The organism is Kribbella caucasensis, from assembly GCF_004361855.1.
GTDB classification, from domain to species: Bacteria; Actinomycetota; Actinomycetes; order Propionibacteriales; family Kribbellaceae; genus Kribbella; species Kribbella caucasensis.
On sequence record NZ_SNWQ01000001.1, the window covers coordinates 828998 to 855960 of the forward strand.

Genomic DNA, 26963 nt, shown 5'->3' on the forward strand with positions numbered 1-26963 from the left:
CTGTCGACAACCGTTGCTGCCGTACCGGCCCCGGGGTACGGCAGACTCGGCGGTATGAACCTGGGGCGGCTGGCGAGTGATCGGCGGCGGTTGACGGCGTTCTGGGGTGCGACGGTGGTACAGGTGGCCGCCGTCGCCTTCGACGTCAAGGTGCTGAAGCAGGCGAGCAAGGTGTCGCTGATGCCGTTGCTGTTGTCCTGGGCGCGGACCCAAGACGCCCCGCCGCTCCTACAGGCTGCACTTCTCGCCTCGGCTGCCGGCGACCTGTTACTGGAGACCGACCTGCAACTGGCCGGAATCGCAGCCTTCGCGGCAGCCCACGCCTGCTACCTGGCCGTGTTCCTGTCCCAGCCCGGACAACGGCCGTGGCGCGTCGCAGCGGCGTACGGCGCTCTCTGGGCCGCCCTGATCGCGGTGCTGTCACCCGGTCTCGACGGTCAACGGGTCCCGGTCGCGGCGTACGCCCTGTTGCTGACGGCAACTGCCATCGCCTCCCGCTGGCACAACTCCCGCAGCGGCCTCGGCGGCACCCTGTTCCTCATCTCCGACGCCCTCATCGCCATGCGCCTCGCGGGCCGCGACTTCCCCGGCCGCGGCGCCTTGGTGATGTCCACCTACGCCACCGGCCAATACCTCCTAACCTCCGGCCTCAACCGGCAGCGGCCCACCGGTAAGCGTCAGCCGGTAGCGACGGCAAGTGAAACAGGCTAGTGACCGAGGAGTGGGGACATCAGGCGGGCGAGGCGGCTGTTCCGGCCGGTCACTCGTTCTTCGGCGTCGGCGGCCGTCATTGTCCGCAGGCCGGCGTTGATGCCGAGCCAGCGCAGCGGTTCCGGCTCCCAGACCGGCGACCGGTGGCCGACCCAGGGCAGCCGGACCAGCTCGGAGTGGCGCCCGAGCACGAGATCGGTCAGGGTGCGGCCGGCCAGGTTCGCAGTACTGACGCCGTCGCCGACGTAGCCGCCGGCCCAGCCGAGTCCGGTGCCGCGGTCCAGGCCGACCGAGGCGCACCAATCGCGCGGAACCCCGAGCGGACCGCCCCAGGCATGGGTGAACCGGACCTCCTCGAGTCCACCGAACAGGTCGCGCAGTGTGCGGCGGAGAGCGGCGAACACCCGGGGCCGGGCGTCGAAGGAGGGCGTGATCCGGGACCCGAAGTGGTACGGTGCGCCCCGCCCGCCGAAGGCGATCCGCCCGTCGGCGGTGCGTTGCCCGTAGATGATCAAGTGCCGGTGGTCGCTGAACGTCGGCCGCCCGGCCAGCCCGATCCGTGCCCAGTCGGCCACATCGAGTGGCTCGGTCGCGACCATCAGGGAGTACACCGGCGCGATCGTGCGCCGATACCCCGGTAGGCGTGCCGTGAAGCCCTCGGTGGCCCGGACAACCACCTCGGCCCGCACCACGCCGTACGACGTGGTCGCGCGGCCCGGCTCGATCGCGGTCACCGTGGTCCGCTCGTGAACCACCACGCCGAGCCGCTCGACCACCTCGGCCAAGCCCCGGACCAGTCGCCCGGGGTGGATCGCCGCGCAGTGCGGGGTGAACGTTGCTCCGAGCACGTGGTTCGCGCGGACGTGCTGGGCGACCTCGTCCGGTTCGAGGAAGCGCAGGTCACCGGGACCCCACTCGCGGGCCTCGGCCACCTCGGCGCGCGCCCGGGCCAACTGGGCCGGCGTCCGGGCGAGGACGATCGTGCCGCCCTTGTGGTAGTCGCAGTCGATCCCCTCGGCCGCGGTCACCAGGCCGATCTCGTTGACAGTGGCCTGCATCGCCCGGTGCATCGCGATCGCCGATTCCCGGTTCGAGCCCGGCAGCGCGGCCAGGCGTTTCGACGAGACGGGGAACAGCGCCGAGCACCAGCCGCCGTTCCGCCCGGACGCCCCGAACCCGGCGGTCTCCGCCTCGAGTACGACGATCCGCAGGGTGGGATCGGCCTTCGCGAGGTAGTACGCCGTCCACAGGCCGGTGTACCCGGCGCCGACGATCGCCACATCGGCCGTGCAGTCACTCGGGAGTTCGGGCCGCGGCGGCGCGGGCTCCCGGGTGGTCTCGGCCCAGAGTGGGACAGTGATCAGCGCACGCCCCAGGAGTAGGTCTGTTTCACCAGCTTCAGGTACACGAAGGTCTCGGTGACCTTCACCCCCTCGATCTGGCGGATCCGGTCCGACAGCACCCGCAGCAGGTGCTCGTCGCTCTCGCACAGCACCTCGGCGAGCAGGTCGAACGAGCCGGCGGTGATCACCACGTACTCGATCTCGTCCATCCCGGCCAGCTCGTCGGCGATCGGCTCCAGGGCGCCCTCGGCCTTGATCCCGATCATCGCCTGGCGGGCGAACCCCAGCTCGAGTGGGTCGGTGACCGCGACCACCTGCATCACGCCGGCCTCGGTCAGTCGCTGGACCCGCTGCCGGACCGCGGCCTCGGACAATCCGACAGCCTTGCCGATCGCGGCGTACGAACGACGGCCGTCCAGCTGGAGCTGTTCGATGATCGCCTTGGAGATGTCGTCGAGCAACGCCTGGTTCTTGTCCGGGTTCCCGGTGCGCACAGCCACGCAGTGATCCTGTCAGCGTCACCGGGGGTATTCAAGTCGATGCTGAGGATTTCGTTGCAAATAGGGGCAAATACTACGGAATCACTTGTCTCGGCGGGTTGCCTTTGACAGTATCGCCCGCGTCCAGCGTTTCTCATGCTGGCTCGCGCGTTCTCAGGAGGTCCCGATGAACGTCCGTCCGCAGTACCCCGTCAGCCGCCGGACCGTCCTGACCGGGATGTCGTTGTCCGCGCTCGGGCTGTCCGGCTCAGGTCTGCTGGCCGCTTGCGGTACACCGGCCGCGAAACAGACCGAGCAGCAGTGTGTCAGCACCGACCTGTCGTCCACCGAGAAGACGCTGAACTTCTCCAACTGGCCCAGCTACATGGACGAGGCCGACGAGAAGGTGAACGGCAAGACGGTGCTGCCGACACTGGCCGCCTTCGAGAAGTTGTCCGGCATCAAGGTGAACTACACGGCCGATGTGAACGACAACGCCGAGTTCTTCGCCAAGGTCAAGGACCAGTTGGGCGCCTGCCAGCCGACCGGCCGGGACATCTTCGTGCTGACAGACTGGATGGCGTCCCGGATGGTCAAGCTCGGCTGGATCCAGAAACTGGACCACGCCAAGATCCCGAACGTCGATGCGAACCTGCTGCCGAGCCTCAAGGGCCCGGCGTGGGATTCCAGCCGCGACTACAGCGTGCCCTGGCAGAGCGGGTTGACCGGTATCGCCTACAACGCCAAGCACACCAAGGAAGTGAAGAGCTTTACCGAACTGCTCACCCGGCCCGACCTCAAGGGCAAGATCACGCTGCTGTCGGAGATGCGCGACACGATGCTGTTCATGCTCCGGATCGACGGTGCCGACCCGACCAAGTTCGGCGACGAGGAGTGGGGCAAGGCGCTGGAGAAGTTGCAGGGATATGTCGCGTCCAGCCAGATCAGGCGGTTCACCGGCAACGACTACATCCAGGACCTGAACGCGGGCAACATCGTCGCCTGCGAGGCCTGGTCAGGTGATGTGCTCGCCCTGCAGGCGGACAACCCGGACATCAAGTTCGTCGTCCCCGAAGAGGGTCTCGGGCTGTGGTCCGACAACATGCTGGTGCCGAACAAGGCCACCCACAAGGCGAATGCCGAGGCTTTGATCAACCACTACTACGACCCCCAGGTGGCCGCCACCCTCGCGGCCTGGGTCAACTTCATCTGTCCGGTCCAGGGCGCGAAGGAGGCGATGGAGAAGGTCGACCCCGAGCTGGTCGACAGCCCGTTGATCTTCCCCGATGAGGCGGATCTGGCGAAGGCGTACGGGTTCATGGCGCTGGACGAGGCCAAGTCGAAGCAGTACGAGTCGGACTTCAACCGGGTGATCGGGGGCTGATCGCGGTGGCCGGCGACCTCGTTCTGAGCGGTCTGACCAAGCGTTTCGGGGCCTTCACCGCCGTGGACGATCTCGATCTGACCGTGCCACGGGGTGCCTTCTTCGCGCTCCTCGGTCCGTCCGGCTGCGGCAAGACCACCACCCTGCGAATGGTCGCCGGACTCGAGGAGCCCACTGCGGGCAGCATCGGTCTAGGGGACGACGACATTACCGGTTTGCGCCCCTATAAGCGGCCGGTGAACACGGTGTTCCAGAACTACGCGCTGTTCCCGCACCTCGACATCTTCGAGAATGTCGCCTTCGGCCTCCGCCGTCGCGGCGTCAAGGAGATCCGCCGCCAGGTCGAAGAGATGCTGGAGCTGGTCGAACTGGTCGGCTACGGCGACCGCCGGCCGGCCCAGCTGTCCGGCGGTCAGCAGCAGCGCGTCGCTCTGGCCCGGGCGTTGATCAACCGGCCGGAGGTTCTCCTGCTGGACGAGCCGCTCGGCGCACTCGACCTGAAGCTGCGCCGGCAGATGCAGATCGAGCTGAAACGGATCCAGACCGAGGTCGGTATCACCTTCGTGCACGTGACGCACGACCAGGAGGAGGCCATGACGATGGCCGACACGATCGCGGTGATGAACGCGGGGGTGATCGAACAGCGAGGCGCCCCGGCCGTCCTGTACGACTTGCCGGCGACGACGTTTGTGGCCAACTTCCTCGGCCAGTCCAACCTGGTGGCCGGGACGATCCTGGAGCGTTCCGGCGAGGACCTGGTGATCGATGCCCACGGCAGCAAGCAGGTCGTGCCGGTCAAGCGGTCAAGAGTGGCCGACGGTGAGGTCTGGGTGGGGATCAGGCCGGAGAAGGTCTTCCTCGCCCGGGCCGGGAGCGAGACGGACACCGGCGCGAACTCGTTGCGTGGCGGCGTCGTCACCGATGTGAGCTATTGCGGCGTGAGTACGCAGTACCTGGCCCGGATGCCGTGGAACCAGGAGCTGACCGTCTTCGAGCAGAACACCGGCGCCCGGGACACGTTCGCGGTCGGTGACTCGGTGGACCTGCACTGGCAGCCGTCGCACACGTTCGTGCTGGATGCCAGGCAGGACGCCACCGCCGGTGTCGAGGCGGAGGAGACGGGGTGACCGCGCTCAGCCAGCTCGGCGGACCACCCGCTGCCGTGACGGAGAAACCCGGGCGGCGGTTCACGGCGTACCTGCTGCTCTTACCGGGTGGGCTCTGGCTGGCGCTGTTCTTCGTTGTACCTCTGGTGTCGTTGCTCAGTGCGAGCCTGTACGACCCGAGCGGCACGGTCGAGACTGGCTACGCGGTGACCGGGCACTGGCAGAACTACGTCGACGCACTGCAGGACTACGCGCGGCCGTTCGGGCGGTCGATGTGGTACGCGCTGCTGACCACGGCCTTCTGCCTGCTGCTCGGCTATCCGCTCGCCTATGCGATCGCCTTCAAGTCCGGCCGGTGGAAGAACCTGATGCTGGCCTTGGTGATCGCGCCGTTCTTCACCAGCTTCCTGGTCCGGACGCTGTCGTGGAAACTCCTGCTCGGTGACAACGGTGTCGTCGTCGACACCCTGAAGTGGCTGCACATCCTCGGTCCTGACGGGCGGTTGCTCGCCACCACGACCGCGGTGGTCACCGGATTGACGTACAACTTCCTGCCGTTCATGGTGCTGCCGCTCTACGCCAGCCTGGAGAAGATCGACCATCGGCTGATCGAGGCAGGTGGTGACCTGTTCGCCGGGCCGGTCACCACGTTCCGCACGGTGACGCTGCCGCTGTCGATGCCCGGAGTCGTCGCGGGAACCCTGCTGACCTTCATCCCCGCGGCTGGTGACTACATCAACGCCGAGCTGCTCGGTACGCCGCAACAACGGATGATCGGCAACGACATCCAGAACCTGTTCGCAGCCGGCGCCCACCCGACCGCCGCGGCGCTGTCGGTGACGTTGATGGCGACGATCGTCGTCCTGGTCCTGTTCTACGTTCGCCGGGTGGGGACGGAGGACCTGCTATGACCAGGACAGGGCGGTGGATCGGGCGGCATCTGGTGCTGTTCGCCGGGTTCCTGGTGCTGCTGTACCTGTTCACGCCGATCTTCGTCGTCGTGCTGATGTCGTTCAACGACCCGAAGAGCCGGCTGTCCTACGAGTTCGACGGCTTCACCCTGCGGAACTGGCAGGACCCCTGCCAGCCGTTCGGGTTGTGCGACGCGGTCAGCACCAGCTTGCGGATCGGCCTGCTCGCCACGGTACTCGCCACCGCCCTCGGCACCTTGATGGCGTTCGCGATGGTGCGGCACCGGTACCGCGGACGGGCCGCGACGAGTCTGTTCATCTTCCTGCCGATGGCCTCCCCGGAGATCGTCCTGGGGTCCTCGTTGCTGGCGCTGTTCGTCTCCGCCGGGTTCGGTGGCGTGCTCGGTTTCTGGACGATCCTGATCGCGCACGTGATGTTCTGCCTGTCCTTCGTGGTGGTGACGGTGAAGGCCCGGCTGGCTGGGATGGACACCCGGCTCGAGCAGGCGGCGATGGACCTGTACGCCAACGAGTGGCAGACCTTCTGGCGGATCACCTTCCCGCTGGTCTTCCCCGGCATCCTGGCCGCCGCGTTGCTGAGTTTCTCGCTCTCCTTCGACGACTTCATCATCACGAACCTCAACGCCGGCCGGACGGTCACCTTCCCGATGTACGTCTGGGGCTCTGCACAGCGCGACATTCCGCCGCAGATCAACGTGATCGGCACGGCGATGTTCATGCTCGCGGTGCTCCTCGTACTCGGTGGTGAACTCGCCCGCCGCAGGCGGTCCCGGTGAGCGATTGGCCGAACGCGGCGCTTGCGGACGCCGAACCACTGGTGTTCTGGCTCGACGACAAAGCGGCACCGGAACCGGAGCAGCCCTTGGCCGGGCCGCAGTCGGCCGACCTTGCCGTGGTCGGCGGTGGCTACACAGGACTCTGGACCGCGCTCCGCGCGAAGGATCGCCATCCGGACCTCGACGCCATCGATGCCACCATCGCCAGGCTCGATATCGACTGCGGCTGGGAGCGAACCGGCGAGCTCACCGTCGCCACCGCACCACATCACCTGGCCGAGCTCGCGGAGGAGGTCGAGCAGCGGCAGGCCTATGGTCATGAGGTCGCCCTGCTCGACGCAGCCGCCGCCCGAGCCGAGCTGAACTCGCCGACCTATCTTGGCGCCCTGTTCAACCCGAGGGGTACCGCGCTGGTCGAGCCGGCGCGGCTCGCCTGGGGGTTGCGCCAGGCCTGCCTCGTGGCCGGCGTACGGATTCACGAGCACACCCGGGTCACCGCCGTACGGCGAGACGGTGCGGCCAGGTCGTTGTTGGCAGCAACTGGTTCGGTCCGGGCAGAGCGGATCGCGCTGGCCACCAACGCGTTTCCGTCCCTGCTGAAGCGACTCCGGCTCTACACCGTGCCGGTCTACGACCTGGTCCTGGTGACCGAACCGCTGTCGCCCGGACAACTGGACACGATCGGCTGGCGGCACCGGCAGGGCGTCGGCGATGCCTCGAACCTGTTCCACTACTACCGGCTGACCAGGGACAACCGGATCCTGTGGGGTGGCTACACCCCGCTCTACTACTTCGGCAGCCGGATCTACCCCGAGCTCGAACAACGCGACGCGATCCACCGACTGCTGGCCCGGCACTTCTTCGAGACCTTCCCCCAGCTGGATGGACTGCGCTTCACCCATCGGTGGGGCGGAGTGATCGACACCAGTACGAGGTTCTGTGCCTTCTTCGGCACTGCGTCGGAGGGCCGGATCGGCTACGTGCTCGGCTACACCGGCCTCGGGGTCGCCGCGACCCGGTTCGGCGCCGAGGTGATGCTCGATCTCCTGTACGGCGAGGAAACCGAGCGCACCCGCCTCCGGATGGTCCGCGAGCGCCCGATCCCCTTCCCACCGGAGCCTCTGCGCTACGCGGGGATCCAGCTCACCCGCTGGTCGATGGCCCGCGCCGACGCGAACTCCGGCCACCGCAACCTCTGGCTGCGCGCCCTCGACCGCCTGGGCCTGGGCTTCGACTTCTGAGCGGCTTCGGCTTCTGAGCGGCGGGAACGGCTGAGGTCAGAGGTGGTTCTCGGCTTCGATCAGGACCGCGCGGAGGATCTGCTCCATCTCGTCGAAGTGCTGCTGGTCGCAGATCAGCGGCGGTGACAGCTGGACGACGGGGTCGCCGCGGTCATCGGCGCGGCAGTAGAGGCCGGCGTCGAAGAGCGCCTTCGACAGGTATCCGCGCAGCAGCCGCTCGGACTCCTCGTCGTCGAACGTCTCCTTGGTCACCTTGTCCTTGACCAGTTCGATCCCGTAGAAGTAGCCGTCACCGCGGACGTCGCCGACCAGTGGCAGATCGAGCAGCTTCTCGAGCGTCGCCCGGAACTCCCCCTCCGTGCTCCGGACGTGCTCGTTGATGCCTTCTCGCTCGAAGATGTCCAGATTGGTCAGCGCGACCGCGGCGGACACAGGGTGGCCACCGAACGTGTAGCCATGCGCGAACGACGTGGTGCCGTGCAGGAACGGCTCCATCAGCCGATCCGTGGCGAGCATCGCGCCGAGCGGGGCGTAGCCGGAAGTGAGTCCCTTGGCGCAGGTGATGATGTCGGGCTGGTAGCCGTACCGGTCGGCGCCGAACATGTGGCCGAGCCGGCCGAAGGCGCAGATCACTTCGTCGCTGACGAGGAGTACGTCGTACTCATCGCAGATCTCGCGGACCCGGTCGAAGTAGCCGGGTGGCGGCGGGAAGCAGCCGCCGGCGTTCTGCACGGGTTCGAGGAACACGGCCGCGACGGTGTCAGCGCCCTCGTTCTCGATCGCCACAGCGATCTGGTCCGCCGCCCAGCGGCCGAAGGCGACCGGGTCGTCGCCGTGGATGGAGGCCCGGTAGATGTTGGTGTTCGGCACCCGGAAGGTGCTCGGGACGAGCGGCTCGAACGGGGCCTTCAACTCCGGCAGCCCGGTAATGGAGAGCGCGCCCTGGGTGGTGCCGTGGTAGGCGATCGCCCGGCTGATCACCTTGTGCTTGCCGGGCCGGCCGGTCAGCTTGAAGTACTGCTTGGCCAGCTTCCACGCGGACTCGACCGCCTCGCCGCCGCCACTGGTGAAGAACACCCGGTTCAGGTCGCCCGGCGCGAATTCGGCCAGCCGCCCGGCCAGCTCGATCGACTTCGGATGCGCATACGACCAGAGCGGGAAGAAGGCCAGCTCGGAGGCCTGCTTGGCGGCCGCTTCGGCCAGCTCGGTGCGGCCGTGGCCCAGCTGGTTGACGAACAGCCCGGCCAGCGCATCCAGGTAGCGCTTGCCCTTGGCGTCATAGATGTAGACGCCGTCACCGCGGACGATAACCGGGATGTCGGCCGTTTGATAGCTCGACATCCGGGTGAAGTGCATCCAGAGGTGGTCCTTGGCCGACTGCTGGAGGCGAGCGAAGTCGGCGTCGTCGAGAGCATCCGGGGGGATCATCGGTTCCTCATCTCAAGCGGGCCGTCGGACGCTATCCTGCCTGGCTGACCCGGCGAATGGCAAGCGATTTCGTTTCGTCAAGATCGATATGGTGTTGAAGTCAGCAGTCAAAGAAGCTGTTTGATTCGGATTCCGTACTGCGGAGGTGCGATGGTCGCGGACATGGTGTTCGTCAACGGGCCGGTCTTCGATGGACGGCGGTACTGGCCGGACGTGTCCGTAGCCGTCCGGTCCGGCCGGATCGTGGCGGTGGCCGCGGACCTGGGCGACCTACGGGGTTCCCGGACCGAGGTGGTCGATCTGGCCGGCGGCCTGCTGCTCCCGGGATTCGTCGATGCTCACATCCATCCGGTGCAAGGCGGCCTGGAGCGGCGTCGGTGCGACCTGTCGCCGGCCTCAGGACGAGAAGCCTGCCTGCACACGATCGCGGCGTACGCCCTTGCGCATCCCGAGGTCGAGTGGATCCTCGGCGGCGGCTGGCACCAACCCGACTTCCCGGGTGGCGCGCCGAGGGCTGCCGATCTGGACGCCGTCACCGGCGGTCGGCCGGCGTTCCTGGTGAACGCCGACCACCACGGTGCCTGGCTCAACTCCGTGGCGCTCGCGCTGGCCGGTGTCGACGCCCGGACGCCGGATCCGCCGGACGGGCGGATCGAACGAGCGGCCGACGGTACGCCGACTGGCACCTTGCACGAGGGCGCGATGGATCTCGTCGGCCGCCTCGTCCCACCGACTATGAGGGCTGAGCAGGTCGCAGCGCTGACCGAGGCCCAGGCGTACTTGCACTCCTTGGGAATCACCGGTTGGCAGGATGCGATCCTCGGCGACTACGCGAATCTGTCCGACGCCACCCCGGCGTACGTCGAACTGGCGACGACCGGTCGGCTGACAGCACGCGTGGTCGGCGCACTCTGGTGGCAACGCGACCGCGGGGCCGAGCAGATCCCCGAACTCATCGAGCGCCGGGATCGCCTGCACTACCCGCGATTCCGCGCCGGCAGCGTGAAGATCATGCAGGACGGCGTCGCGGAGAACTTCACCGCGGGAATGATCGAGCCGTACTTCGACGGGTGTGGCTGCCGGACCGGCAACAGAGGGCTGTCGTTCGTGGACCCGGCGGCGCTACGGGCGGACGTCGCGCTGCTGGATGCGGCCGGGTTCCAAGTGCATGTGCACGCCATCGGCGATCGTGCGATCCGGGAGGCACTCGACGCCTTCGAGGCGGCGCGAGCTGTCAACGGGGCGAACGATCATCGCCACCACATCGCCCATCTGCAGGTTGTCCACGCCGACGACCTCGGCCGGTTCGCGGCTCTCGGCGTCACTGCGAACCTGCAGGCGCTCTGGGCGGTCTACGAGCGGCAGATGCTCGACCTGACGATCCCGTTCCTCGGTCCGGAGCGGACCGCTCGGCAGTACCCGTTCGGAGATCTGGCGCGATCGGGCGCCCACCTCGCTGCCGGCTCTGACTGGCCGGTCTCCAGCCCGGATCCGCTGGCCGGCGTCCATGCCGCCGTCAACCGGCGAGCACCGGCCGCGCTGGCCGACGGGACGTACGACGCGTTTTTGCCGGGGCAGGCTCTGGACCTGGAGACCGCGCTGGCGGCGTACACGTCGGGCAGTGCCTGGCTGAACCATGCCGATGCCACCGGGCGGATCGCGGTCGGCGCGCTCGCGGATCTGACCGTCCTCGACCGGGATCCGTTCGCCGGTCCGCCGGGGGCGATCGCGGAGGCTCGGGTACGGATGACCCTGGTCGAGGGTGAACAGGTCTTCGCCGGGTGATCTCGTCATCAATGGGGGTTCATTGGTAGCGAATCGGTTGCCGGATCGCCGGAAGCCCTATCGATTCCGTCGTCTCAACGATTAGGCTCCGATCACCCGAGCAGACAAGGACGTGTCATGGCTGACCTGCGGACTCTCACGAATGTCGTGGACGGCAAGGCCACCGGATCTCTGAGCGGCGCGACGTACGAAGTGATCAACCCGGCGACGGGCGAGGCCTACGCGCAGGCACCGATGTCTGGCCCCGAGGACGTCGACCGGGCGATGACCGCGGCCGCCCGGGCGTTCGAGTCGTGGCGGGACACCACGCCCGCCGAGCGGCAACGGATGCTGCTCAAGATCGCCGACGCGTTGGAGACCCGGGCCGACGGGTTCACCAAGGTGGAGAGTGAGAACACCGGCAAGCCGCTCGGGCTGACGTCGACCGAGGAGCTGCCGCCTTCGGTGGACCAGATCAGGTTCTTCGCCGGTGCGGCGCGGCTGCTGGAGGGCCGGTCGGCGGGTGAGTACCTGGCCGGGCACACGTCGTACGTCCGGCGGGAGCCGATCGGGGTGGTCGGGCAGGTGACCCCGTGGAACTACCCGCTGATGATGGCGGTCTGGAAGATCGCGCCGGCCCTGGCCGCCGGCAACACGGTGGTGCTGAAGCCGAGTGACACGACACCGGCCTCGACCGTGCTGCTGGCCGAGCTGTGCAACGAGTTCCTGCCTCCCGGTGTGCTCAACGTGATCTGCGGTGACCGGGACACGGGCCGCGCGTTGGTTGAGCACGAGATCCCGCAACTGGTCGCAATCACCGGCTCGGTCCGGGCCGGGATGGAGGTCGCCACCTCGGCGGCCCGGCACCTGAAGCGGACGCACCTGGAGCTGGGCGGCAAGGCGCCGGTGGTGGTCTTCGACGATGCTGATCTGGCGGCCGCCGCGGAGACGATCGCGGGAGCCGGGTACTTCAACGCCGGCCAGGACTGCACGGCCGCGACCCGGGTGCTGGCCGGTCCACGGATTCACGACGACTTCGTGGCGGCGTTGACCGACCAGGCGAAGGTCACGAAGACCGGGCAGCCCGACGACGAGGAGGCGGCGTACGGCGCGCTCAACAATCCCGACCAGCTTCGCCGGGTCAGCGGTTTCGTCGAGCGGCTCCCGGACCACGCGGTCCTGCAAACGGGCGGGACCGCTGTCGGCGATCGCGGCTACTTCTACGCACCGACCGTCGTCTCCGGGCTGCGGCAGACGGACGAGGCGATCCAGGACGAGATCTTCGGACCGGTGATCACGGTGCAGCGATTCACCGACGAGGAGGAGGCGCTGCGCTGGGCCAACGGAGTCGAGTACGGCCTGGCTGCCTCGGTGTTCACCCGCGACCACGGCCGCGCGCTGCGGATGGCCCGACGCCTCGACTTCGGCTGCGTGTGGATCAACACCCACATCCCGATCGTCGCCGAGATGCCGCACGGCGGGTTCAAACACTCAGGCCACGGCAAGGACCTGTCCGTTTACGGATTGGAGGACTACACCCGGATCAAGCACGTGATGTCGAACATCGAGGTCTAGTTCTACAACGCCAGTTCCGGCTGGAGTTTCTGCTCGACGCAGTACTAGGACTGCTCGACGACGCCGCACCGGATCAGCGGCAGTGGCATCTGATCTCGACCGAGTTCACCCTGCACGCGTTGCGCAACCCAGAGGCGGCGGCTGCGTTGGTCGAGCAGCGGTCGGTGTTCCGTCGGCAGCCGCCGAGGTTCCGGCCGGATCGCTGGAGCACGCCTTCGTCCCGATGGTGCTGGCGGCGGTCAGCCGATCTTGATGTCGACGCTGTGCAGGCCGGTCGAACCGTTCGGCGCGGGTGGTGCCTGGGCCTCGATCTGAGGGTTGCCCTGGGCATCGAACGCGCGGACCTGCAGCACATGGTTGCCCCTCGGCGCGTCCCAGGACCAATGCCACTGCCGCCAGGTGTCGATCGAACCATCCGTCGCCAGGGTCGCCTGCTGCCACGCACCGCCGTCCACCCGAATCTCGACCTTCGACACCCCGACATGCTGGTCCCACGCGACCCCGGCGACCGTGACCTGTCCTGGTGAGGCCTTCGACCGCGGTACGTCGATCCGCGACGACAACTTGATCGGCCCCTGCGCCGACCAACCACGCGGAGTCCAGTAGGCCTCGAACCGGTCGAACCGGGTGACCTCGATCTCGGTCAACCACTTGGTCGCCGAGACGTACCCATACAGCCCCGGTACGACGATCCGCACGGGGAACCCATGTTCCAGGGGCAACGGCTGACCGTTCATCGCGAACGCGAGCAGCGACTGGCGATCGTCGACCAGCGTGCTCAGCGGCGTACCGGCGGTGAACCCGTCTTTCGAGGTCGACTTGATCGCATCCGCGTCGGCGGCCGGCCCGGCCTCCTCGAGCAGATCCTTCAACAGGACGCCAGACCAGAGCGCGTTGCCGATCAGATCCCCGCCAACCTCGTTGCTGACACAGGTCAACGTGACCCATTTGTGGACGACCTTCCGCCGGATCAGGTCGTCAAAGCTCAGCTCGATCTCCTTGCCGACCATGCCGTGGATCCGCAACGTCCAGTCGCTCGGCATGATCAGCGGTACCGACAGTGCGGTGTCGATCCGGTAGAACTCCTCGTTCGACGTCGCCCACGGAGTCGCACCAGGCGCCTGTGCTCCGGCCGGCGGCTCCAGGCTCGGCGGCAACGGCAGGTCGAGCCCTTCGCGAGCCTCCGTCACAGCCGACCGTCGGCCACCCACAACCTTGCCCAAGGCACCTATCGCGACCGAGCCGAGCGCGACTCCCGCGGACAGCTGAAGGAATCCGCGCCGGCTGACCCCGTCCCGCGGAGCGACCTTCAGATTCTTCAACCGCTGAGCGAACAGCCGGAGCAACAGCAGCGCGGTGATCCCCGCGATGAAGGACGGCAAGAATCCGGTCTGCCCCGCGTCTGGCCGAGTCATCGCCGCAACGACAGCAACCCCCGCCAGCAGTACGACGATCGCGGCGCCCGCCCAGTACCGCAGTACGGCCAGAACACCACCAACAGCGGCGAATGCCAGCAGGACGATCAGGATGCCGGTCCGGAGAGCGGTCTTGTCATGGATCCCGAAGAGGGAGATCGCGAGATCTTTGAGCCAGGGCGGCGTCCGGTCGATGAAGGCCGAACCGATCGCAACTACCGGCGTCTGCGTGGTCCCCAGAATCGCCGCCGTCACGCCCCCGAGCGCCAGTCCCGCGAGCGCCGACAGCACACCGCCGATCCCGGCCCGAACGAACAAGGCCCTCCGTGCCGGCCTGTCGAGTTCGCGGGGCGCGGTGGGGTTTCGGGGTGGATGGACCTGCGGCTGGTTCACATCTCAACGATCCCGCTCGGTGGCGCCCGACACCAGCCGGGCGCCACATCCGTTAGGAGCGGGTAATGCGTGTCTTTTGCGTGAGTCGTTCCTGGTCGATCAGATCCGGTCTGTGCCGAGCCTGTCCGTCCCGATCCGCTCCGCACCGAGTCGATCGGTGCTGAGCCGGTCCGTGTTGATCGGGCCGAGGCTGGGACGGCCGTTCGGCCAGCGGCGGGCGTTGTCCCGGACCCGGCGGAGCTTGCCGAGAACGAGGTCCTGCTCGTCGGCGAGCTGCGACATCCACAGGCTGTCGATCTCCAGGAGGTGGTCCGGCAGTGCTTCACGCAGCCGCCGCTTGCCCTCCTCGGTGAGGACAGCGAACGACCCACGGGCGTCGTCCGGACATGGTTCCCGGCGGACCAGGCCGAGGGCCTCGGCACGGTCGACGAGCCGGGTGATGCCGCCGGTGGTGACGGTCAACTCCCGGGCGAGTGAAGTAAGACGCTGCTTCTCCCCGTGGCTACGGGCTAGCCGCAGCAACAGTTCGAACATTGCCATTTGCAGACCACTGCGCTTGAGGGAATGGCGCATCAGGTGATCGAGTTCGGCTGCTGCTTCGCGCAGCAGGCCGTACGCGCTGATCACGTCACTGTCCCAGGGTTCGGCGGCGTGAGTGGGTTCTGCATCGGCGAGCGCTAGGGGCGAGCTAAGCGTAGGCGCGATGGTCATGCGCGGACTCTATTAGCTGACTAGGTCACTTCGCTACACGGGGTGACCTTTCGGCTACAGGTCGAGACAAGATTGAAGGAATTCTGTGCGTGACAAGCGACCCTGAACCGTGATCCAGCCCTGCTGGGCGATCTCGGAGGGCGCTGCGGACCGGACCTGTGGATAACTTCCGCGGGGTCCGCGCGATTTTTGCCAGCCTAGAGAAGTCCACCAGGCAGGCAGCGATCGGGGGTCCCAGATGACCGAGAAGCAGGAAGAACACTCACCTTTCGGCCGCGGCTTCATCGCCGCGAGCATCGTCATCGGCGCCGTCTTCGTCTGCGGCCTACTCCTCCTACTCACCGGCCTGACCTCCCCCTCCCCAACCGCCTCCGCCACAGCCAGTACGCCGAACCCGCCGCCCGCCGACTCGTCAACACCTGACCGAGCCGAGTCCGCCGTACCTGAGCCAGCGGTACCTGACACTCCTGAACCGAGTAATAGATCCACCTCCAGCGCGTGTGGTTTGCCTCAAGGGGACCAGCGGGTGCCGACCACCCCGCCGGCGGTTGACGGCTGGGACGTGAGCCGCAGGGTCGTCGTACCGCGATCGCGTACGGCCGGACCGGCGAAGGTCGACGCCGACGGATTCCGTCGCTGTTTCGCCCATTCCCCATCCGGCGCCCTCTTCGCGGCGTACAACGCGATCTCCGCCATTGGCGACCAGCGGAAAGCGGTCGCGACGGTCGGCAAGCTGATGCTGCCCGGGCCCGACACCGACGCGTTGCTGCGCGAACTGCGGCAGGAGTCGCCGAACGAGTTCACCGATCCCACCCAGCTCGCCGGTTACCGCGTCCTCGACGCCAGCCGCGACCGGTTCACCGTGATGCTCGCGCTACCCGTGCAGTCGGAGTACGTCAGCGCCACCCTCACCCTCGCGTGGCACGAAGGGGACTGGCGATTGGCCCCACCAGCACCCGGCGAACCAGTCGGAGCGCCGTACTCGCAACATCGTGACCTGGCCGGATTCGTCGCTTGGAGTGGTCTCTGATGTGCAGCAAGATCGAGGTCGGGTGCAACATCCGCGAGGGATTCCAGACGGTCGTCACGTCCCAGTTCGACGCGCTCGCGACGAAGATCGGCGAGACCGCGTCCGCCGGGCTGCAGGCGATCGCCACCTTCTGGGTAAAGACCGACAGCCCCGCGCTCGCCGATCCGAATACCGGCTGGACCGAGACCGGCCCGGTTGCCTACCTGCGCGACAACGTGATGATGCTGATCGTACCGGTGTTCACCCTCGCGATCATCGTGGCCGGCGTCCGGATGGCCTGGGAGCAGCGCGCCGATCCGCTCCAACAGTTGCTCAAGGCAATCATGGTGTTCGTGGTGATCGCCGGGCTGGGGACCGCGACCCTGCACGTGCTGGCCCAGGCATCGGACCAGTTCGCGATGGACGTCGTCGAGAACGCGACCTCCAACCAGAACCAGGAGTTCAGCCAGGCGCTGGGCGAACTGGTGATCAAGGGTGGCGTGGACGGCGCGATGATGCACGGCCTGCCGCTGATGGTGGCGATGTTCTTCGGGATCGCCGTGTTCATGGCGTCGGTTGTCCAGGTCGTCCTGCTGCTGATCCGGTCCGCGATGCTGGTGCTGATCGCCGGCACCTTCCCGCTGGCCGCGGCCGCGACGAACACCGAGATCGGCCGCGCCTGGCTGCGCAAGTACTGCGCCTGGGCGCTGGCCTTCATCGCTTACAAGCCGGCCGCCGCCCTGGTCTACGCGGCCGCGATCCGGATGAACGAGAGCGGAATGACGAACACCTCGGGCAACGGACTCGTCCAGGCCCTCACCGGTCTGATGATGCTCCTACTCGCGGTCTTCGCTCTCCCCGCCCTCCTGCGCTTCGTCGTACCGATCACCGCGGCGGTCGCCGGTGGCCACTCCGGCTCGGGAGCCGCCGTCGCCGACCCAGGCGGCCTGGCAACCGGCGCAATCAACCTCGGCCGCGCCGCCACTGGCCGAATGTCCACCGGCGGTGGCGGCGGTGGGGGTGGTGGTGGCTTCGGCGGCGGTGGCTCAGGCAGCTCGGGCAGCGGCGGCGGAGCAACGGGCGCTCTAGGCGTTGCTGCCAGCGCGGGTCTGGCCGCGGTCGGAGGCAGCATCAGCACCGCCAAACGCGCCGGCGGCGCCCTGGCTGGCGCAGCCTCCCACTCAGCCGGCGAATCCGGCGGCGGCTCCACAGGCGCCTCAACCTCCCGCTCCAACTCCCCATCTTGGGGCGCCCGTCGCACCTCCGCCTCAGCCCGCTCAACCGCCACCCAAGAACGCACCCCCGAACCCACCGGCCCCAGCGGCAGCCAGTAATCAACTGCGAGCGGACCCTGGGTGCGTGGTTGGACCGGTCAGCAACAGAGGATGGGGTGCATGGGGCTGGAGCGGATCGCATTGATCTCGGATGTGCACGGAAATCTGACGGCTTTGGAGGCAGTGCTCGACGACATCGGGATGCGGGGGATCGAACGGATCTTCAACCTCGGCGACTACGTCGGCAAGGGTCCGCGTGGGCAGCAGGTGGTCGACCGATGCCGAGAGGTCTGCGAGGTGAACGTTCTCGGCAACTGGGACGACTTCCTCCCCGACCCGAACCGCGAGTTTGACACCGAAGGCCTCCGCTGGTGGAAGCACGAACTCCGCGAGGACCAGTGGACCTGGCTCCGCGGCCTGCCGTTCTGCCACGACTTCGTCCTCAGTGGTCGCCAGATCCGCCTCTTCCACGCGTCCGCGACGACCGTGCACCGCCGGGTCCGGTTCGACCACGACGAGCAGGAGTTCCTCGGCATGTTCGAGAACACCGAGGCGACCGGCGACGGCCCTATTCCCACCGTCGTCGGGTACGGCGACACCCACGACGCCTTCTACGAGGTCGATCTGGGCGGCCGCACACTCTTCAACACCGGCAGCGTCGGCAACAGCATGAGCGATCCCACCCCCGTCTACGTCATCCTCGAAGGCATCCCTGACACCCCCGACCCGGCGCCCTTCTCGATCCAGTTCGTCCGCGTCCCGTACGACGCCAACGCCGAACTCGAAGCAGCCCGTTCCCTCGGCATGCCCGAGCTCAACGGCTACGAGTCAGAGATCCTCCACGGCGTCTACCGCGGCAACCTCTACGACAACGAAACCCCGACGTACCACCGCCGAGCCCTCAACCCAGCCTGACGCCAGCACCAACTCTGGTTCCGTCAGCGGGACCAGCCCAGCCTGACGCCGGCGTCGACTACGGATCGATCAGCGGACGAGCAACGCCTCGGAACCGACCGGGAGATACCCGGCGCCCAGGAACGCCCTCGTCGAGGCTGCATTTCCTGGCGTCACCTGGGCCCAGATGTGGGCGTCGGCAGGGACCAACGCGCGCGCCGTACGCGCCAACCGGCGACCGTGCCCCCGCCCGCGAACCCCTTCCGGTACTTCGAGCGCGCACTCGTACCGCCCGGTCAACCCCCGACCGACGAGCACCAGTCCGCCGTCCGGATCGACGTAAGCCCGCACGTCATCGCGATACCGCCGGGCCCGCTCGATGCGCGGATGGTCGGTATCGGTCAGCTCGGTCAGATCGCCGGTGAGTCCAGCTCGTTCGGCGGGATCACTGACAGCCGGCGCGAGCAGCATCGCGTCGATCCCGTTCAACGCGCGCCCGGTCAACTGCTCCGACGCGAACAGGAACGGCGGGTTGAGCGGCGCCGCGAGATCCCCGAGATCGAGGTGCTCCGCGATCCACTCGGGGCTGACGTCGGCCGCCACCACGATATGACCGGTCAACCCGACCACACACGTGTCCCGCGGCGAAGGTGCGGGGACGACGCTGATGCCGAAGTCCGGGTCCGGGAAGACCCCACCTTCGATCCCGCGCAGAATGTCCGCCAGAGTTGTCATCACGAACCATTCTGGAGGAGTGAGCGGAGGCACGATGCGGAAGCCGGAGCGGGTGCGGGCCGAAGGGCTGCCCGAGCGCGTCACGATCTACGAGGTCGGACCGCGAGACGGACTGCAGAACGAGAGCGCGATCGTCGACGTGGCCGTGAAGGCCGAGTTCATCCGCCGCCTCGCCGACGCGGGACTGACCACGATCGAGACCACGAGCTTCGTCCACCCGAAATGGGTACCGCAGCTCGCCGACGCCGCCGAACTCCTCGCCGCGCTGGACCTGCCGACCGCAGTAAGGGCTCCTGTCCTGGTCCCGAACGAGCGCGGCCTGGACAGAGCACTCGAGGCCGGGGTCCGGGAGATCGCGATCTTCGCCAGCGCCACCGAGACGTTCGCGAAGAAGAACCTGAACTCCACTGTCGACGACCAGTTCACGATGTTCGCGCCGACCGTCCGGCGCGCGCTGGACGAGGGATTGGCCGTTCGCGGGTACGTGTCGATGTGCTACGGCGACCCGTGGGAGGGCGACGTACCGGCCGAGCAGGTGGTCCGGGTCGGGGCGCGCCTGGTCGAGCTCGGCTGCCACGAACTCTCCCTCGGCGACACCATCGGCGTTGCGACCCCGGGCCAGGTGGTCCGCCTGATCAGCGAGCTTGGCAAGGCCGGCGTCGGAGTGGACAAACTCGCGGTCCATTTCCACGACACCTACGGCCAGGCGCTCGCGAACACCCTCACCGCCCTCCGCGAAGGCGTCACCACCGTCGACAGCTCCGCCGGTGGCCTCGGCGGTTGCCCGTACGCCGAAAGCGCCACCGGGAACCTCGCCACCGAAGACCTCGTCTGGCAACTCGACGGCCTGGGCATCGAGACGGGCGTCGACCTGGACAAGCTCGTCCCCACCAGCACGTGGATGGCGACCCAACTAGGCAAACCATCCGCCAGCCGCGTCGTTCAGGCCCTCGCCGGTTGACCTGCTGATCAGCCTCTCCATCCCGCGGGTGGAGCGGCCCAGCAGGCACGGTGGGCGTCGTTCCTGCACTGGTAAGTTGCTCAGCGGCGTGCGGTGATCAGCCAGGCGGCCGAGCTCAGCTCCACGCCCACGTGGCTCTCGTGGGCGGCCATGACGGCGTGGAGATTGTCGGTTGCCTCTCGCAACTTGGCCTCGTCCAGGTCGGCGAGCAACCAGGCCAGCTGCCCGAGGATGAAGCTGGTGGCCTTGTCGCTATCGGCGCCGAACCAGATCGGCTCGTCTGCGGGCGCGAACACGACATCGGTCCAGCCGGCTCCGTGCAGCAAGGGTTCGACTACCGCGGGATCACTCTGACTGAACGGCCCTGGGGTCCCCGGTGGCGGCCCGGACAGATCGCGACCGACGCGCACCGCTTCGAAGAACTCCCGGAACCACTCGTTCTCGCCGACGCCGCGCCAGACGAGGATGGTCAGTCGGCCACCCGGCTTCGTGCATCGGGCGAGGTTCGCGAAGGCCATGGCCTGGTCGGAGAAGAACATCGTCCCGGTGCGGCTGACCACCAGGTCGTACGACGCCGCACCGAAGTCGTGCACCTGCGCGTCAGCCTGGAGGAATTCGACGTCGAGTCCGACGGCCCGCGCCCGCCCGACCTCGAGCTGGGCACTCGACAGGTCGACGCCGAGCGCGATGCTGTGCGGTGTGGCGCGGACCAGGTCGATGGCGACCTGGCCGGAGCCGCAGCCGACGTCCAGGATCCGCTCTCCAGGCCGGACGGCCGCGGCTGCCAACAAGGCCGGCTGGTAGTGCGCGTAGGCGGCGTCGTAGGCATCGGCCTGCTCGGCCCAATAGAGCCCGTGCGCGCCGTCCCATTCGCGCAGCTGTCCCGCGTTGCGAGGGTCGATCTCAAGGGTCATCGCGTCGTTCATGGTGTCGTTCATGGTGTCGCCCCGCTATAGTCCCAAAGAGAGTATGTGCACCATTTACTCCCGATGGGAGGGTCATGTCAATAGGTCCGAGCCTGAGCACCACGACGTACGGCGTACTCGGGTTGCTCGCCGTCCGCCCGTACTCGACGTACGAGCTGGCCAAGGCGATGGGGCTGAGTGTGGGCCGGGTGTGGCCGCGCACTCAGAGCAAACTCTTCGAAGAGCCGAAGAAACTGGTCCAGCACGGCTATGCCACCGCCCGCGAGGAGCGGGTCGGGCGCCGGCCCCGGACGGTCTATACGATCACGAGCTCCGGGCGGCAGGCCCTGGCGTCCTGGCTGGCCGAGCCCGGGGACGGGCCGGTGGTGGAGTTCGAGGGCCTGGTGAAGCTGATCTTCGCCGAGCATGGGACCCGGGCCGACGCGCTCGCGACGATCGCCCGGGCCCGCGCGTGGGCCGTACAGATGAACGCCGACAGCATCACCGCGGGTGAGAAGTTCGCCGAGCGCGGAGGGCGGTTCGAGGAGCGCCGCGCCACGACGCTGCTGATGGGCGCGTTCCTGACAGACTTCTACGCGCTCGTCGCCCAGTGGGCAGACTGGGCGAGCGCGGAGGTGTCGAGCTGGCCCGACGACATCGCCAGCCACCGAGTCGGCCCGGAGCTGACCCGTGCCGTGCTGGCCCGGGCCCGGTGGTCCGAGCAGTCGTAGGGTGGCCGACGGGCCTAGGTCCATCCACAGGTTCAGGTGGATTGCGCCACCTATGCGTCAGCGATTTCCAGCGCCAACCGGGTCAGCGGAAGGCGTTCGCGGGTTTGCTCGTCGGCGGGGGTTTCTATGAAGAGGACCAGGTTGGGGTGGGCGGGGACGGCTAGTTCGGTGACGGTGAAATGGAGTTCGCCGGCCGCTGGGTGCAGGACGTGGCGGGGGCGGGGGACGCAGGCGGCAACCTGGTGCCGGGACCACAGGTCGTCGAACTCCGGGCTGAACTTGCGCAGCCGGGCGATGTCGGTCTCCCACTCGGTGTCGCCGATGTGGTCCGCGTACGCCGAGCGGAGGCGCGCGACCAGGTAGGGGACCTCGGTGTCGTAGTTCAGCAACTGCTCGCGGGCGAGTGGTTCGGTGACGATGCACCAGAGCAGGTTCTTGTGGATGCAGGGCAGCGTGTGCCAGTCGTGGAAGAGATCGCTGAACGCCCGGTTCGGGTGCAGGATGTCGAACCGTCTGTTCGTGATCACGGCCGGCAGCGGATCCAGCGCGGCCAGGATCTCGGTCAGCACCAGGTCGTCCGCGCACGCGAGAGGCTTCGGGCGGATCGGGGTCGCCTCGGCCAGCCGGTAGAGGTGCTCACGTTCCGTCGTGGTCAGGCGGAGCGTGGTCGCGACCGCGTCGAGGACCTGGGCGCTGACGTTGATCGGGCGGCCTTGCTCGAGCCAGGTGTACCAGGTCACGCCGACCCCGGCGAGTTGGGCGAGCTCCTCGCGCCGAAGGCCCGGCGTACGGCGGCGGCCGCCTGCGGGCAGGCCGACATCCTCGGGGGTCACCTGGGCACGGCGTGCCTTGAGGAACTCCCCGAGCTCGGCTCGACGGTCGTTCACCGGAGCATCGTTTCAGGGCCCGCCGACAGTTTCACCCGGATTGAGAAGCGCCCTACCGCTCGATCGGCCGCGGGATCCGCCGGACCAGGCTCTTGTCGGCGAACTCCCCGATCCGGTACGTCGACCAGCCGTCGACCCCGGCACCGACCGCGCCGCCCAGCAACGGCACCCGCCGGGTCACCGCGAGCGCCATCCGCTTGCCACTGATCCGGGCGAGCAGCTCGGCCACCACTTCGCCGGACACTTGCCGATCCAGCTCCGGGTCGAACACCGGCGCGGTCGCGATCGCCAGCGGTGACGTCACCAGGCTCGACTTCTTCAGCCGGTCGGTCACCCCGTCCTCGCCGAGCATGCAGGTGATGACCGCGGTCCGGACCCGCGGATCGCCGAGGTCGTACCCGCGCAGGTGCGCGATCGACGCGACCATTCGGGCTTGCACGATCGCCAGGCCGGTCAGGTTCGCCGGCAACGCGATCGGGAGCGTGACGAGTCCGCCGATGCTGGTGACGAACCCCTGCACACCGGCCAGCCGGATGTGCTGGTCGACGACGGCATCGATCGCGAGCTGCGCGTCGCCGCCGTTCTTGGCGAGGTGCCGATCTGCTACCTGCTCCGCACCCGGGAACCGCTGGTACCCGTCGATCGCGATCTCCAGCACCCGGCGCAACACACCCGCGGCGGCCTGCGGAGTGAACCGCTGCGCGGCGGGCGCGAGACTGCTGGCGACGAACCTTGCTACTCCGGCCACCTTGCTCCTCACGGCTCCATCGGGAACACGGCACCCGCCGACGGGGGCGCACCTTCAACTCTACGTGCCCCCTGGTCTCACGCCACTCGGGAGAAACCCCGGCCCGTCCCCGGCTGAGCTGCCGACGTACGCGAGGATGGTGGAGTGCCTGTCGAACCACCCGCATCTGTGTGGGACTTTCCACCGGTCGCGGTAGCCGGACCGAGTGACGTCGTCGCCGCCGGTGCCGATCTGGAGCCGGGCACGGTGCTGGCGGCGTACCGGCGTGGGCTGTTCCCGATGCCGGACAGTCACGGGCCGTTGCTGTGGTGGTCGCCGGTCGACCGCGGCATCATCGAGGTCGCCGGATTCGCCCCGTCGCGTTCGCTCCGGCGGGCCCGGAATCGCTTCGAGATCCGCGTCGACACCGCGTTCGACCAGGTGATCCGCGCCTGCGCCGACCCACGCCGACCGGGCTCGTGGATCGACAAGGGCATCATCAAGGCCTACACCAAACTGCACGAGCTCGGCTGGGTCCACTCGGTCGAGGCGTGGGACGGCGACGAACTGGCCGGCGGCCTGTACGGCGTGGCGATCGGCGGGCTGTTCGCGGGCGAGTCGATGTTCCACCACCGGACCGACGGGTCGAAGGCGGCCGTCGCCGGTCTGGTCGAACTCCTCGACGACAAGTATGCGGCCGACCGCGTCTTCGACATCCAATGGGTCACCACCCACCTGGCCACCCTCGGCGCCATCGCGATCCCCCGCGCCGAGTACATCCGCCGCGTCGAACGCGCCCTCGAACTCCCCCTACCGGAAGCCTTCGCGTAGAGCGGTACGGGTCAGCCCGACTAAGTCCGCCTGCTGCGCGATCGCCGTCTCGAAGAACTCGTCGGCCGGGTCGAACGTCCCGACCAACTGCCCGTACAACTCGAAGCTGATCATCCCGAACAACTGCGTCCACGCCATCGACGCCCGCAGCAACACCGCCACCGGTACGCCGGGAGCCGTGTCCGCCAGCAACGCGACCTGCTCAACCAGCAACCCCGCAGGCTCCACAGCATCAGCCGGAGCCACCAGTACGCCGCCCTCCTGGGCCCGCGTGAGCGTCCCGAGCAGCGCGAGCACACCGCGTGCTGCGGGCTCGACAGTACTGCGGGGCGCGCTGTACCCCGGCACGGGCGACCCGTAGATCAACGCGTACTCGTGCGGATGCTCGCGCGCCCACCCGCGAACCGCGCGGCACACCGCAAGCCAGGCCTCACGCGGATCGTCATTACCACGCGCCGCCTTCTCCGCCTCGGCGCCGAGTGCGTCGTACGCGTCGATGATCAAGGCGGTGAGTAGTTCGTCCCGGCTCGGGAAGTATCGGTACAGCGCCGAGGAGACCATCCCGAGCTCACGGGAGACTGCCCGGAGCGACAGCCGCCCGGCGCCGTCGGTGGCGAGCTGGCGGCGGGCGGTGTCCTTGATCTCCTGGGTCAGCTCGGCCCGGGCCCTCTCACGTGCGGTACGACCGGCGTTCATGGTGCGCAGTCTGCCATGATCACTGCACTAAAGCGAGAGCACTGCTCTTGACGCGCCACGCTCCAGGGTGTTCACTGATCACAACAGAGAGCACCGCTCTCGCACGTGAACAGAGAGGGAGCACGATGCAGGAGTACAACGAGCACCGCCTGGTCTCCGCCGGCCACCGCAGCATGCTGGTGTTCAACCGGATGGTCATCGGGCTGACCAAGCTAGGCATCAGCCTGATGGGCAGCCGGGTCCTCTCCGTCCGCGGCCGCAAGAGCGGCGAGTGGCGCAGTACGCCGGTCAACCTGCTGACCCTCGACGGCCAGCGTTACCTGGTCGCGCCGCGTGGTCACACCCAGTGGGTCCGCAACATCCGCGTCAACCCCGAGGCCCGGCTCCAGCTCGGCCGCCGGACCGAGACCTTCCGGGCCGAGGAACTCGCCGACGCCGACAAGCCCGAGATCCTCCGCCTCTACCTGAAGAAGTGGGCCTGGGAAGTAGGCGCCTTCTTCGGCGACGACGTCAAAGCAGACTCCCCCACCGAAACCCTCCTCCACGTAGCCCCCGGCGTCCCCGTCTTCAGAATCCACCCGGCCTGATCAGGTCTCGTCGGTCACGGAGGTGAGCTCGGCCTCCAGTTCGGCGACGCTCGGGAGAACTGACTCGAACTCAGCAGGCAATGATCTGTTGATCGCGGTGGTCCACTCCGCCACTCCGATCGGCGCCTTGAATCCTCGCAGCGCGTACTCGGCGACGACCTCCTTCTTGTTCCGGCAGAGCAACAGCCCGATGGTCGGGTTGTCACCTTCCTTCGCCAGCACGTCGTCGACCACGGCCATGTAGAGACCTAGCTGCCCTAAGAACGAGGCATCGAACTTGACCGCCTTGAGTTCGACCACGACGTAGCACCGAAGCTCCATGTGGTAAAAGAGCACGTCGCAGAAGAACTCGTCGCCGCCCAGTTCCAGCCGAACCTGTTGCCCGAGAAAGGCGAACCCCTGGCCGAGCTCGAGCAGGAACTTGCCGACATGCTCGACCAGCTTCTCCTCGACCTCCCGCTCACGCCACCCGTCCGTAGTACCGATGAAGTCGAACAGATAGGGGTCGCGAGTCGCCTGTTGAGCGAGATCCGACCGTTCTGGCGTCATCGCGGTAGCGAAGTTGGTCACCGCCTTGCCTGCCCGCTCGTGGAATCTGCCCTCGATCTGGAGAGCCAGGATGTCACGACTCCACCCGCGCTCGACGGCCGCGGCGGCGTACCAGATCCGGAGCTCAGCATCATCGAACTTCTCCAACAGTGCGACGTGGTGGCGCCACGGCAATTGTGCAACGCTGCGTTCTCGGTACCTCCCGTGCGCTTGCTCGGACTTGCTGAACATCGGTTGGAGACACGCCGGTGAGCGGTTCTCGGAACCAACCAGTTGACGTGTCTAGCGTGAGCATGTGACCTACCGCAGGCTGCGGATCACTACACCGGATCTCGGGGCGTTCTACTCGGTCGTCGACGAGCATTACGAACCTCACGAGCTCGCGTCCGCTTGGCTTCGGACCAGGATCTACGCGGCTGGCCACAGTGAGTCGACCAGCGCCGAGTACGCGAGTTCACTGGCCTCCTATCTCACCTGGGTCGGTGGAGCGGACCCCGCCGCGGCCGCCTCGAAGATGCACCTGTTCGCGGCGTACCTTGCCGTGGCGCCGATCGAGTCAGGGGCTCGGCGCGGATACCCTCGCAGCGCCGGAACTGCACATGGACGTCCACCGGCGTGGTTACTCGTCGGTTACTCAGTGTTCTGGTTCACGACATCCCGGACACGTGTCTCACGACATGCCGGACTGATGTCTCCAGAGATCCCGGGAAGAAGTGCCGCCCGCGCTGAGCGTGCGGTCATGACATCCAACAGATTGCTGATCACCGCGATGGTGGTCGAGAACCGTCCCGTCCGGGAAGTCGCCGCGACCTACGGCGTCTCAACCTCGTGGCTCTATGAACTGCTGGCCCGCTACCGCCGCGAGGGCGACGCGGTCTTCGATCCACGCTCCCGACGGCCCGCCTCCAACCCGAACGCG

27 protein-coding genes are annotated in these 26963 nt (G+C 67.7%); 16 read left to right on the top strand and 11 right to left on the bottom strand.

Annotation, left to right across the window (positions count from 1 at the left end; translation table 11 throughout):
* The first annotated feature begins 54 nt into the window (after window positions 1-54).
* Window positions 55-711 (top strand): lysoplasmalogenase family protein, encoded by a 657-nt coding sequence (locus tag EV643_RS03980; RefSeq protein ID WP_133798526.1) that lies wholly within the window; start codon window positions 55-57, stop codon window positions 709-711.
* Here EV643_RS03980 and EV643_RS03985 read toward each other — a convergent pair.
* Window positions 708-1991 carry an NAD(P)/FAD-dependent oxidoreductase gene (locus EV643_RS03985; RefSeq protein WP_238165336.1) on the bottom strand — a complete coding sequence of 428 codons (1284 nt, stop codon included), beginning with the start codon at window positions 1989-1991 and terminating at the stop codon, window positions 708-710. The two genes, EV643_RS03980 and EV643_RS03985, sit on opposite strands and share 4 nt — an antisense overlap.
* Before the next feature lie 80 nt (window positions 1992-2071).
* Window positions 2072-2554 carry an Lrp/AsnC family transcriptional regulator gene (locus EV643_RS03990; protein ID WP_133798527.1) on the bottom strand — a complete coding sequence of 161 codons (483 nt, stop codon included), beginning with the start codon at window positions 2552-2554 and terminating at the stop codon, window positions 2072-2074.
* 166 nt (window positions 2555-2720) lie between these two features.
* On the opposite strand from EV643_RS03990, the gene EV643_RS03995 reads away from it, so the two are divergent.
* From EV643_RS03995 to EV643_RS04015, 5 genes are read left to right on the top strand one after another with little or no spacing between them, the layout of a single operon-like run.
* On the top strand, window positions 2721-3917 hold the full coding sequence (locus EV643_RS03995) for a polyamine ABC transporter substrate-binding protein (RefSeq protein ID WP_133798528.1): 1197 nt from the start codon (window positions 2721-2723) through the stop codon (window positions 3915-3917).
* 5 nt (window positions 3918-3922) lie between these two features.
* A complete protein-coding gene (locus tag EV643_RS04000) occupies window positions 3923-5044 on the top strand; it encodes an ABC transporter ATP-binding protein (RefSeq protein WP_238165337.1) in 1122 nt (373 codons plus the stop codon).
* Window positions 5041-5934 carry an ABC transporter permease gene (locus EV643_RS04005; RefSeq protein ID WP_133798530.1) on the top strand — a complete coding sequence of 298 codons (894 nt, stop codon included), beginning with the start codon at window positions 5041-5043 and terminating at the stop codon, window positions 5932-5934. The genes EV643_RS04000 and EV643_RS04005 overlap by 4 nt, the downstream gene beginning before the upstream one ends.
* Window positions 5931-6731, top strand: a complete 801-nt coding sequence (locus EV643_RS04010; RefSeq protein WP_133798531.1) for an ABC transporter permease — start codon at window positions 5931-5933, stop codon at window positions 6729-6731. Before EV643_RS04005 ends, EV643_RS04010 begins: the two co-directional genes overlap by 4 nt.
* Window positions 6728-7972 (top strand): NAD(P)/FAD-dependent oxidoreductase, encoded by a 1245-nt coding sequence (locus EV643_RS04015; protein ID WP_133798532.1) that lies wholly within the window; start codon window positions 6728-6730, stop codon window positions 7970-7972. The genes EV643_RS04010 and EV643_RS04015 overlap by 4 nt, the downstream gene beginning before the upstream one ends.
* 36 nt (window positions 7973-8008) lie before the next feature.
* Here the strand turns inward: EV643_RS04015 and EV643_RS04020 are convergent, their stop codons facing one another.
* Entirely contained in the window at window positions 8009-9400 is a 1392-nt protein-coding gene (locus EV643_RS04020; RefSeq protein WP_133798533.1) for an aspartate aminotransferase family protein, read from the bottom strand.
* A gap of 150 nt (window positions 9401-9550) precedes the next feature.
* On the opposite strand from EV643_RS04020, the gene EV643_RS04025 reads away from it, so the two are divergent.
* On the top strand, window positions 9551-11185 hold the full coding sequence (locus tag EV643_RS04025; RefSeq protein WP_133798534.1) for an amidohydrolase: 1635 nt from the start codon (window positions 9551-9553) through the stop codon (window positions 11183-11185).
* A 117-nt stretch (window positions 11186-11302) separates the two neighbouring features.
* Window positions 11303-12739 (top strand): gamma-aminobutyraldehyde dehydrogenase, encoded by a 1437-nt coding sequence (locus EV643_RS04030; protein WP_133798535.1) that lies wholly within the window; start codon window positions 11303-11305, stop codon window positions 12737-12739.
* Window positions 12740-12978: 239 nt separating this feature from the next.
* On the opposite strand, the gene EV643_RS04040 is transcribed toward EV643_RS04030, so the two are convergent.
* Window positions 12979-14472: a molybdopterin-dependent oxidoreductase gene (locus tag EV643_RS04040; RefSeq protein ID WP_166665304.1), complete on the bottom strand. Its 1494-nt coding sequence runs from the start codon at window positions 14470-14472 to the stop codon at window positions 12979-12981.
* A gap of 174 nt (window positions 14473-14646) precedes the next feature.
* Window positions 14647-15258: a MarR family winged helix-turn-helix transcriptional regulator gene (locus EV643_RS04045; protein WP_238165338.1), complete on the bottom strand. Its 612-nt coding sequence runs from the start codon at window positions 15256-15258 to the stop codon at window positions 14647-14649.
* A gap of 238 nt (window positions 15259-15496) precedes the next feature.
* Here EV643_RS04045 and EV643_RS04050 point away from each other — a divergent pair, with 238 nt between their 5' ends.
* From EV643_RS04050 to EV643_RS04060, 3 genes are read left to right on the top strand one after another with little or no spacing between them, the layout of a single operon-like run.
* Window positions 15497-16288 carry a DUF8175 domain-containg protein gene (locus tag EV643_RS04050; protein WP_133798537.1) on the top strand — a complete coding sequence of 264 codons (792 nt, stop codon included), beginning with the start codon at window positions 15497-15499 and terminating at the stop codon, window positions 16286-16288.
* Window positions 16288-17601, top strand: coding sequence for a TrbL/VirB6 family protein (locus EV643_RS44005; protein ID WP_166665305.1), 1314 nt, complete (start codon window positions 16288-16290; stop codon window positions 17599-17601). The genes EV643_RS04050 and EV643_RS44005 overlap by 1 nt, the downstream gene beginning before the upstream one ends.
* Before the next feature lie 60 nt (window positions 17602-17661).
* Window positions 17662-18456 (top strand): metallophosphoesterase family protein, encoded by a 795-nt coding sequence (locus EV643_RS04060; RefSeq protein WP_133798538.1) that lies wholly within the window; start codon window positions 17662-17664, stop codon window positions 18454-18456.
* A 69-nt stretch (window positions 18457-18525) separates the two neighbouring features.
* Here EV643_RS04060 and EV643_RS04065 read toward each other — a convergent pair whose 3' ends face one another.
* Window positions 18526-19170, bottom strand: a complete 645-nt coding sequence (locus EV643_RS04065; protein WP_133798539.1) for a GNAT family N-acetyltransferase — start codon at window positions 19168-19170, stop codon at window positions 18526-18528.
* A gap of 34 nt (window positions 19171-19204) precedes the next feature.
* Between EV643_RS04065 and EV643_RS04070 the strand changes: the two genes are divergently transcribed.
* Window positions 19205-20131, top strand: a complete 927-nt coding sequence (locus EV643_RS04070; RefSeq protein WP_133798540.1) for a hydroxymethylglutaryl-CoA lyase — start codon at window positions 19205-19207, stop codon at window positions 20129-20131.
* Between the two features lie 80 nt (window positions 20132-20211).
* Here the strand turns inward: EV643_RS04070 and EV643_RS04075 are convergent, their stop codons facing one another.
* The gene (locus EV643_RS04075; protein ID WP_133798541.1) at window positions 20212-21069 is read right to left on the bottom strand and encodes a class I SAM-dependent methyltransferase; all 858 of its coding nucleotides are present in this window, start codon (window positions 21067-21069) and stop codon (window positions 20212-20214) included.
* A gap of 62 nt (window positions 21070-21131) precedes the next feature.
* On the opposite strand from EV643_RS04075, the gene EV643_RS04080 reads away from it, so the two are divergent.
* Complete coding sequence (locus EV643_RS04080; RefSeq protein WP_238165339.1) at window positions 21132-21767, top strand: PadR family transcriptional regulator; 636 nt, start codon at window positions 21132-21134, stop codon at window positions 21765-21767.
* Window positions 21768-21817: 50 nt separating this feature from the next.
* On the opposite strand, the gene EV643_RS04085 is transcribed toward EV643_RS04080, so the two are convergent.
* Both EV643_RS04085 and EV643_RS04090 read right to left on the bottom strand, forming a co-directional pair.
* On the bottom strand, window positions 21818-22654 hold the full coding sequence (locus EV643_RS04085) for a helix-turn-helix transcriptional regulator (protein WP_133798542.1): 837 nt from the start codon (window positions 22652-22654) through the stop codon (window positions 21818-21820).
* Between the two features lie 52 nt (window positions 22655-22706).
* On the bottom strand, window positions 22707-23414 hold the full coding sequence (locus tag EV643_RS04090) for an EcsC family protein (protein ID WP_238165340.1): 708 nt from the start codon (window positions 23412-23414) through the stop codon (window positions 22707-22709).
* Between the two features lie 132 nt (window positions 23415-23546).
* Here EV643_RS04090 and aat point away from each other — a divergent pair, with 132 nt between their 5' ends.
* Window positions 23547-24212, top strand: a complete 666-nt coding sequence (aat, locus tag EV643_RS04095; RefSeq protein WP_133798543.1) for a leucyl/phenylalanyl-tRNA--protein transferase — start codon at window positions 23547-23549, stop codon at window positions 24210-24212.
* Here the strand turns inward: aat and EV643_RS04100 are convergent.
* On the bottom strand, window positions 24192-24908 hold the full coding sequence (locus EV643_RS04100) for a TetR/AcrR family transcriptional regulator (protein WP_133798544.1): 717 nt from the start codon (window positions 24906-24908) through the stop codon (window positions 24192-24194). The genes aat and EV643_RS04100 overlap by 21 nt on opposite strands.
* 125 nt (window positions 24909-25033) lie before the next feature.
* Between EV643_RS04100 and EV643_RS04105 the strand changes: the two genes are divergently transcribed.
* Window positions 25034-25495 (top strand): nitroreductase family deazaflavin-dependent oxidoreductase, encoded by a 462-nt coding sequence (locus tag EV643_RS04105; RefSeq protein ID WP_133798545.1) that lies wholly within the window; start codon window positions 25034-25036, stop codon window positions 25493-25495.
* Here the strand turns inward: EV643_RS04105 and EV643_RS04110 are convergent, their stop codons facing one another.
* Entirely contained in the window at window positions 25496-26275 is a 780-nt protein-coding gene (locus EV643_RS04110) for a PDDEXK nuclease domain-containing protein (RefSeq protein WP_133798546.1), read from the bottom strand. It abuts the gene before it with no gap.
* A gap of 508 nt (window positions 26276-26783) precedes the next feature.
* On the opposite strand from EV643_RS04110, the gene EV643_RS04115 reads away from it, so the two are divergent.
* A partial coding sequence (locus EV643_RS04115) for a helix-turn-helix domain-containing protein (protein WP_133798547.1) occupies window positions 26784-26963 on the top strand: 180 nt, incomplete at its 3' end.

Coding starts and splice junctions, on each gene's coding strand:
- EV643_RS04060 (WP_133798538.1), top strand. CDS start 17,662: ATGGGGCTGGAGCGGATCGCATTGATCTCGGATGTGCACGGAAATCTG.
- EV643_RS04075 (WP_133798541.1), bottom strand. CDS start 21,069: ATGAACGACACCATGAACGACGCGATGACCCTTGAGATCGACCCTCGC.
- EV643_RS04100 (WP_133798544.1), bottom strand. CDS start 24,908: ATGAACGCCGGTCGTACCGCACGTGAGAGGGCCCGGGCCGAGCTGACC.
- EV643_RS04050 (WP_133798537.1), top strand. CDS start 15,497: ATGACCGAGAAGCAGGAAGAACACTCACCTTTCGGCCGCGGCTTCATC.
- EV643_RS44005 (WP_166665305.1), top strand. CDS start 16,288: ATGTGCAGCAAGATCGAGGTCGGGTGCAACATCCGCGAGGGATTCCAG.
- EV643_RS04110 (WP_133798546.1), bottom strand. CDS start 26,275: ATGTTCAGCAAGTCCGAGCAAGCGCACGGGAGGTACCGAGAACGCAGC.
- EV643_RS04080 (WP_238165339.1), top strand. CDS start 21,132: ATGTCAATAGGTCCGAGCCTGAGCACCACGACGTACGGCGTACTCGGG.
- EV643_RS03995 (WP_133798528.1), top strand. CDS start 2,721: ATGAACGTCCGTCCGCAGTACCCCGTCAGCCGCCGGACCGTCCTGACC.
- EV643_RS04105 (WP_133798545.1), top strand. CDS start 25,034: ATGCAGGAGTACAACGAGCACCGCCTGGTCTCCGCCGGCCACCGCAGC.
- EV643_RS04070 (WP_133798540.1), top strand. CDS start 19,205: ATGCGGAAGCCGGAGCGGGTGCGGGCCGAAGGGCTGCCCGAGCGCGTC.
- EV643_RS04065 (WP_133798539.1), bottom strand. CDS start 19,170: ATGACAACTCTGGCGGACATTCTGCGCGGGATCGAAGGTGGGGTCTTC.
- EV643_RS04030 (WP_133798535.1), top strand. CDS start 11,303: ATGGCTGACCTGCGGACTCTCACGAATGTCGTGGACGGCAAGGCCACC.
- EV643_RS04045 (WP_238165338.1), bottom strand. CDS start 15,258: ATGACCATCGCGCCTACGCTTAGCTCGCCCCTAGCGCTCGCCGATGCA.
- EV643_RS04010 (WP_133798531.1), top strand. CDS start 5,931: ATGACCAGGACAGGGCGGTGGATCGGGCGGCATCTGGTGCTGTTCGCC.
- EV643_RS04025 (WP_133798534.1), top strand. CDS start 9,551: ATGGTCGCGGACATGGTGTTCGTCAACGGGCCGGTCTTCGATGGACGG.
- EV643_RS04020 (WP_133798533.1), bottom strand. CDS start 9,400: ATGATCCCCCCGGATGCTCTCGACGACGCCGACTTCGCTCGCCTCCAG.
- EV643_RS03980 (WP_133798526.1), top strand. CDS start 55: ATGAACCTGGGGCGGCTGGCGAGTGATCGGCGGCGGTTGACGGCGTTC.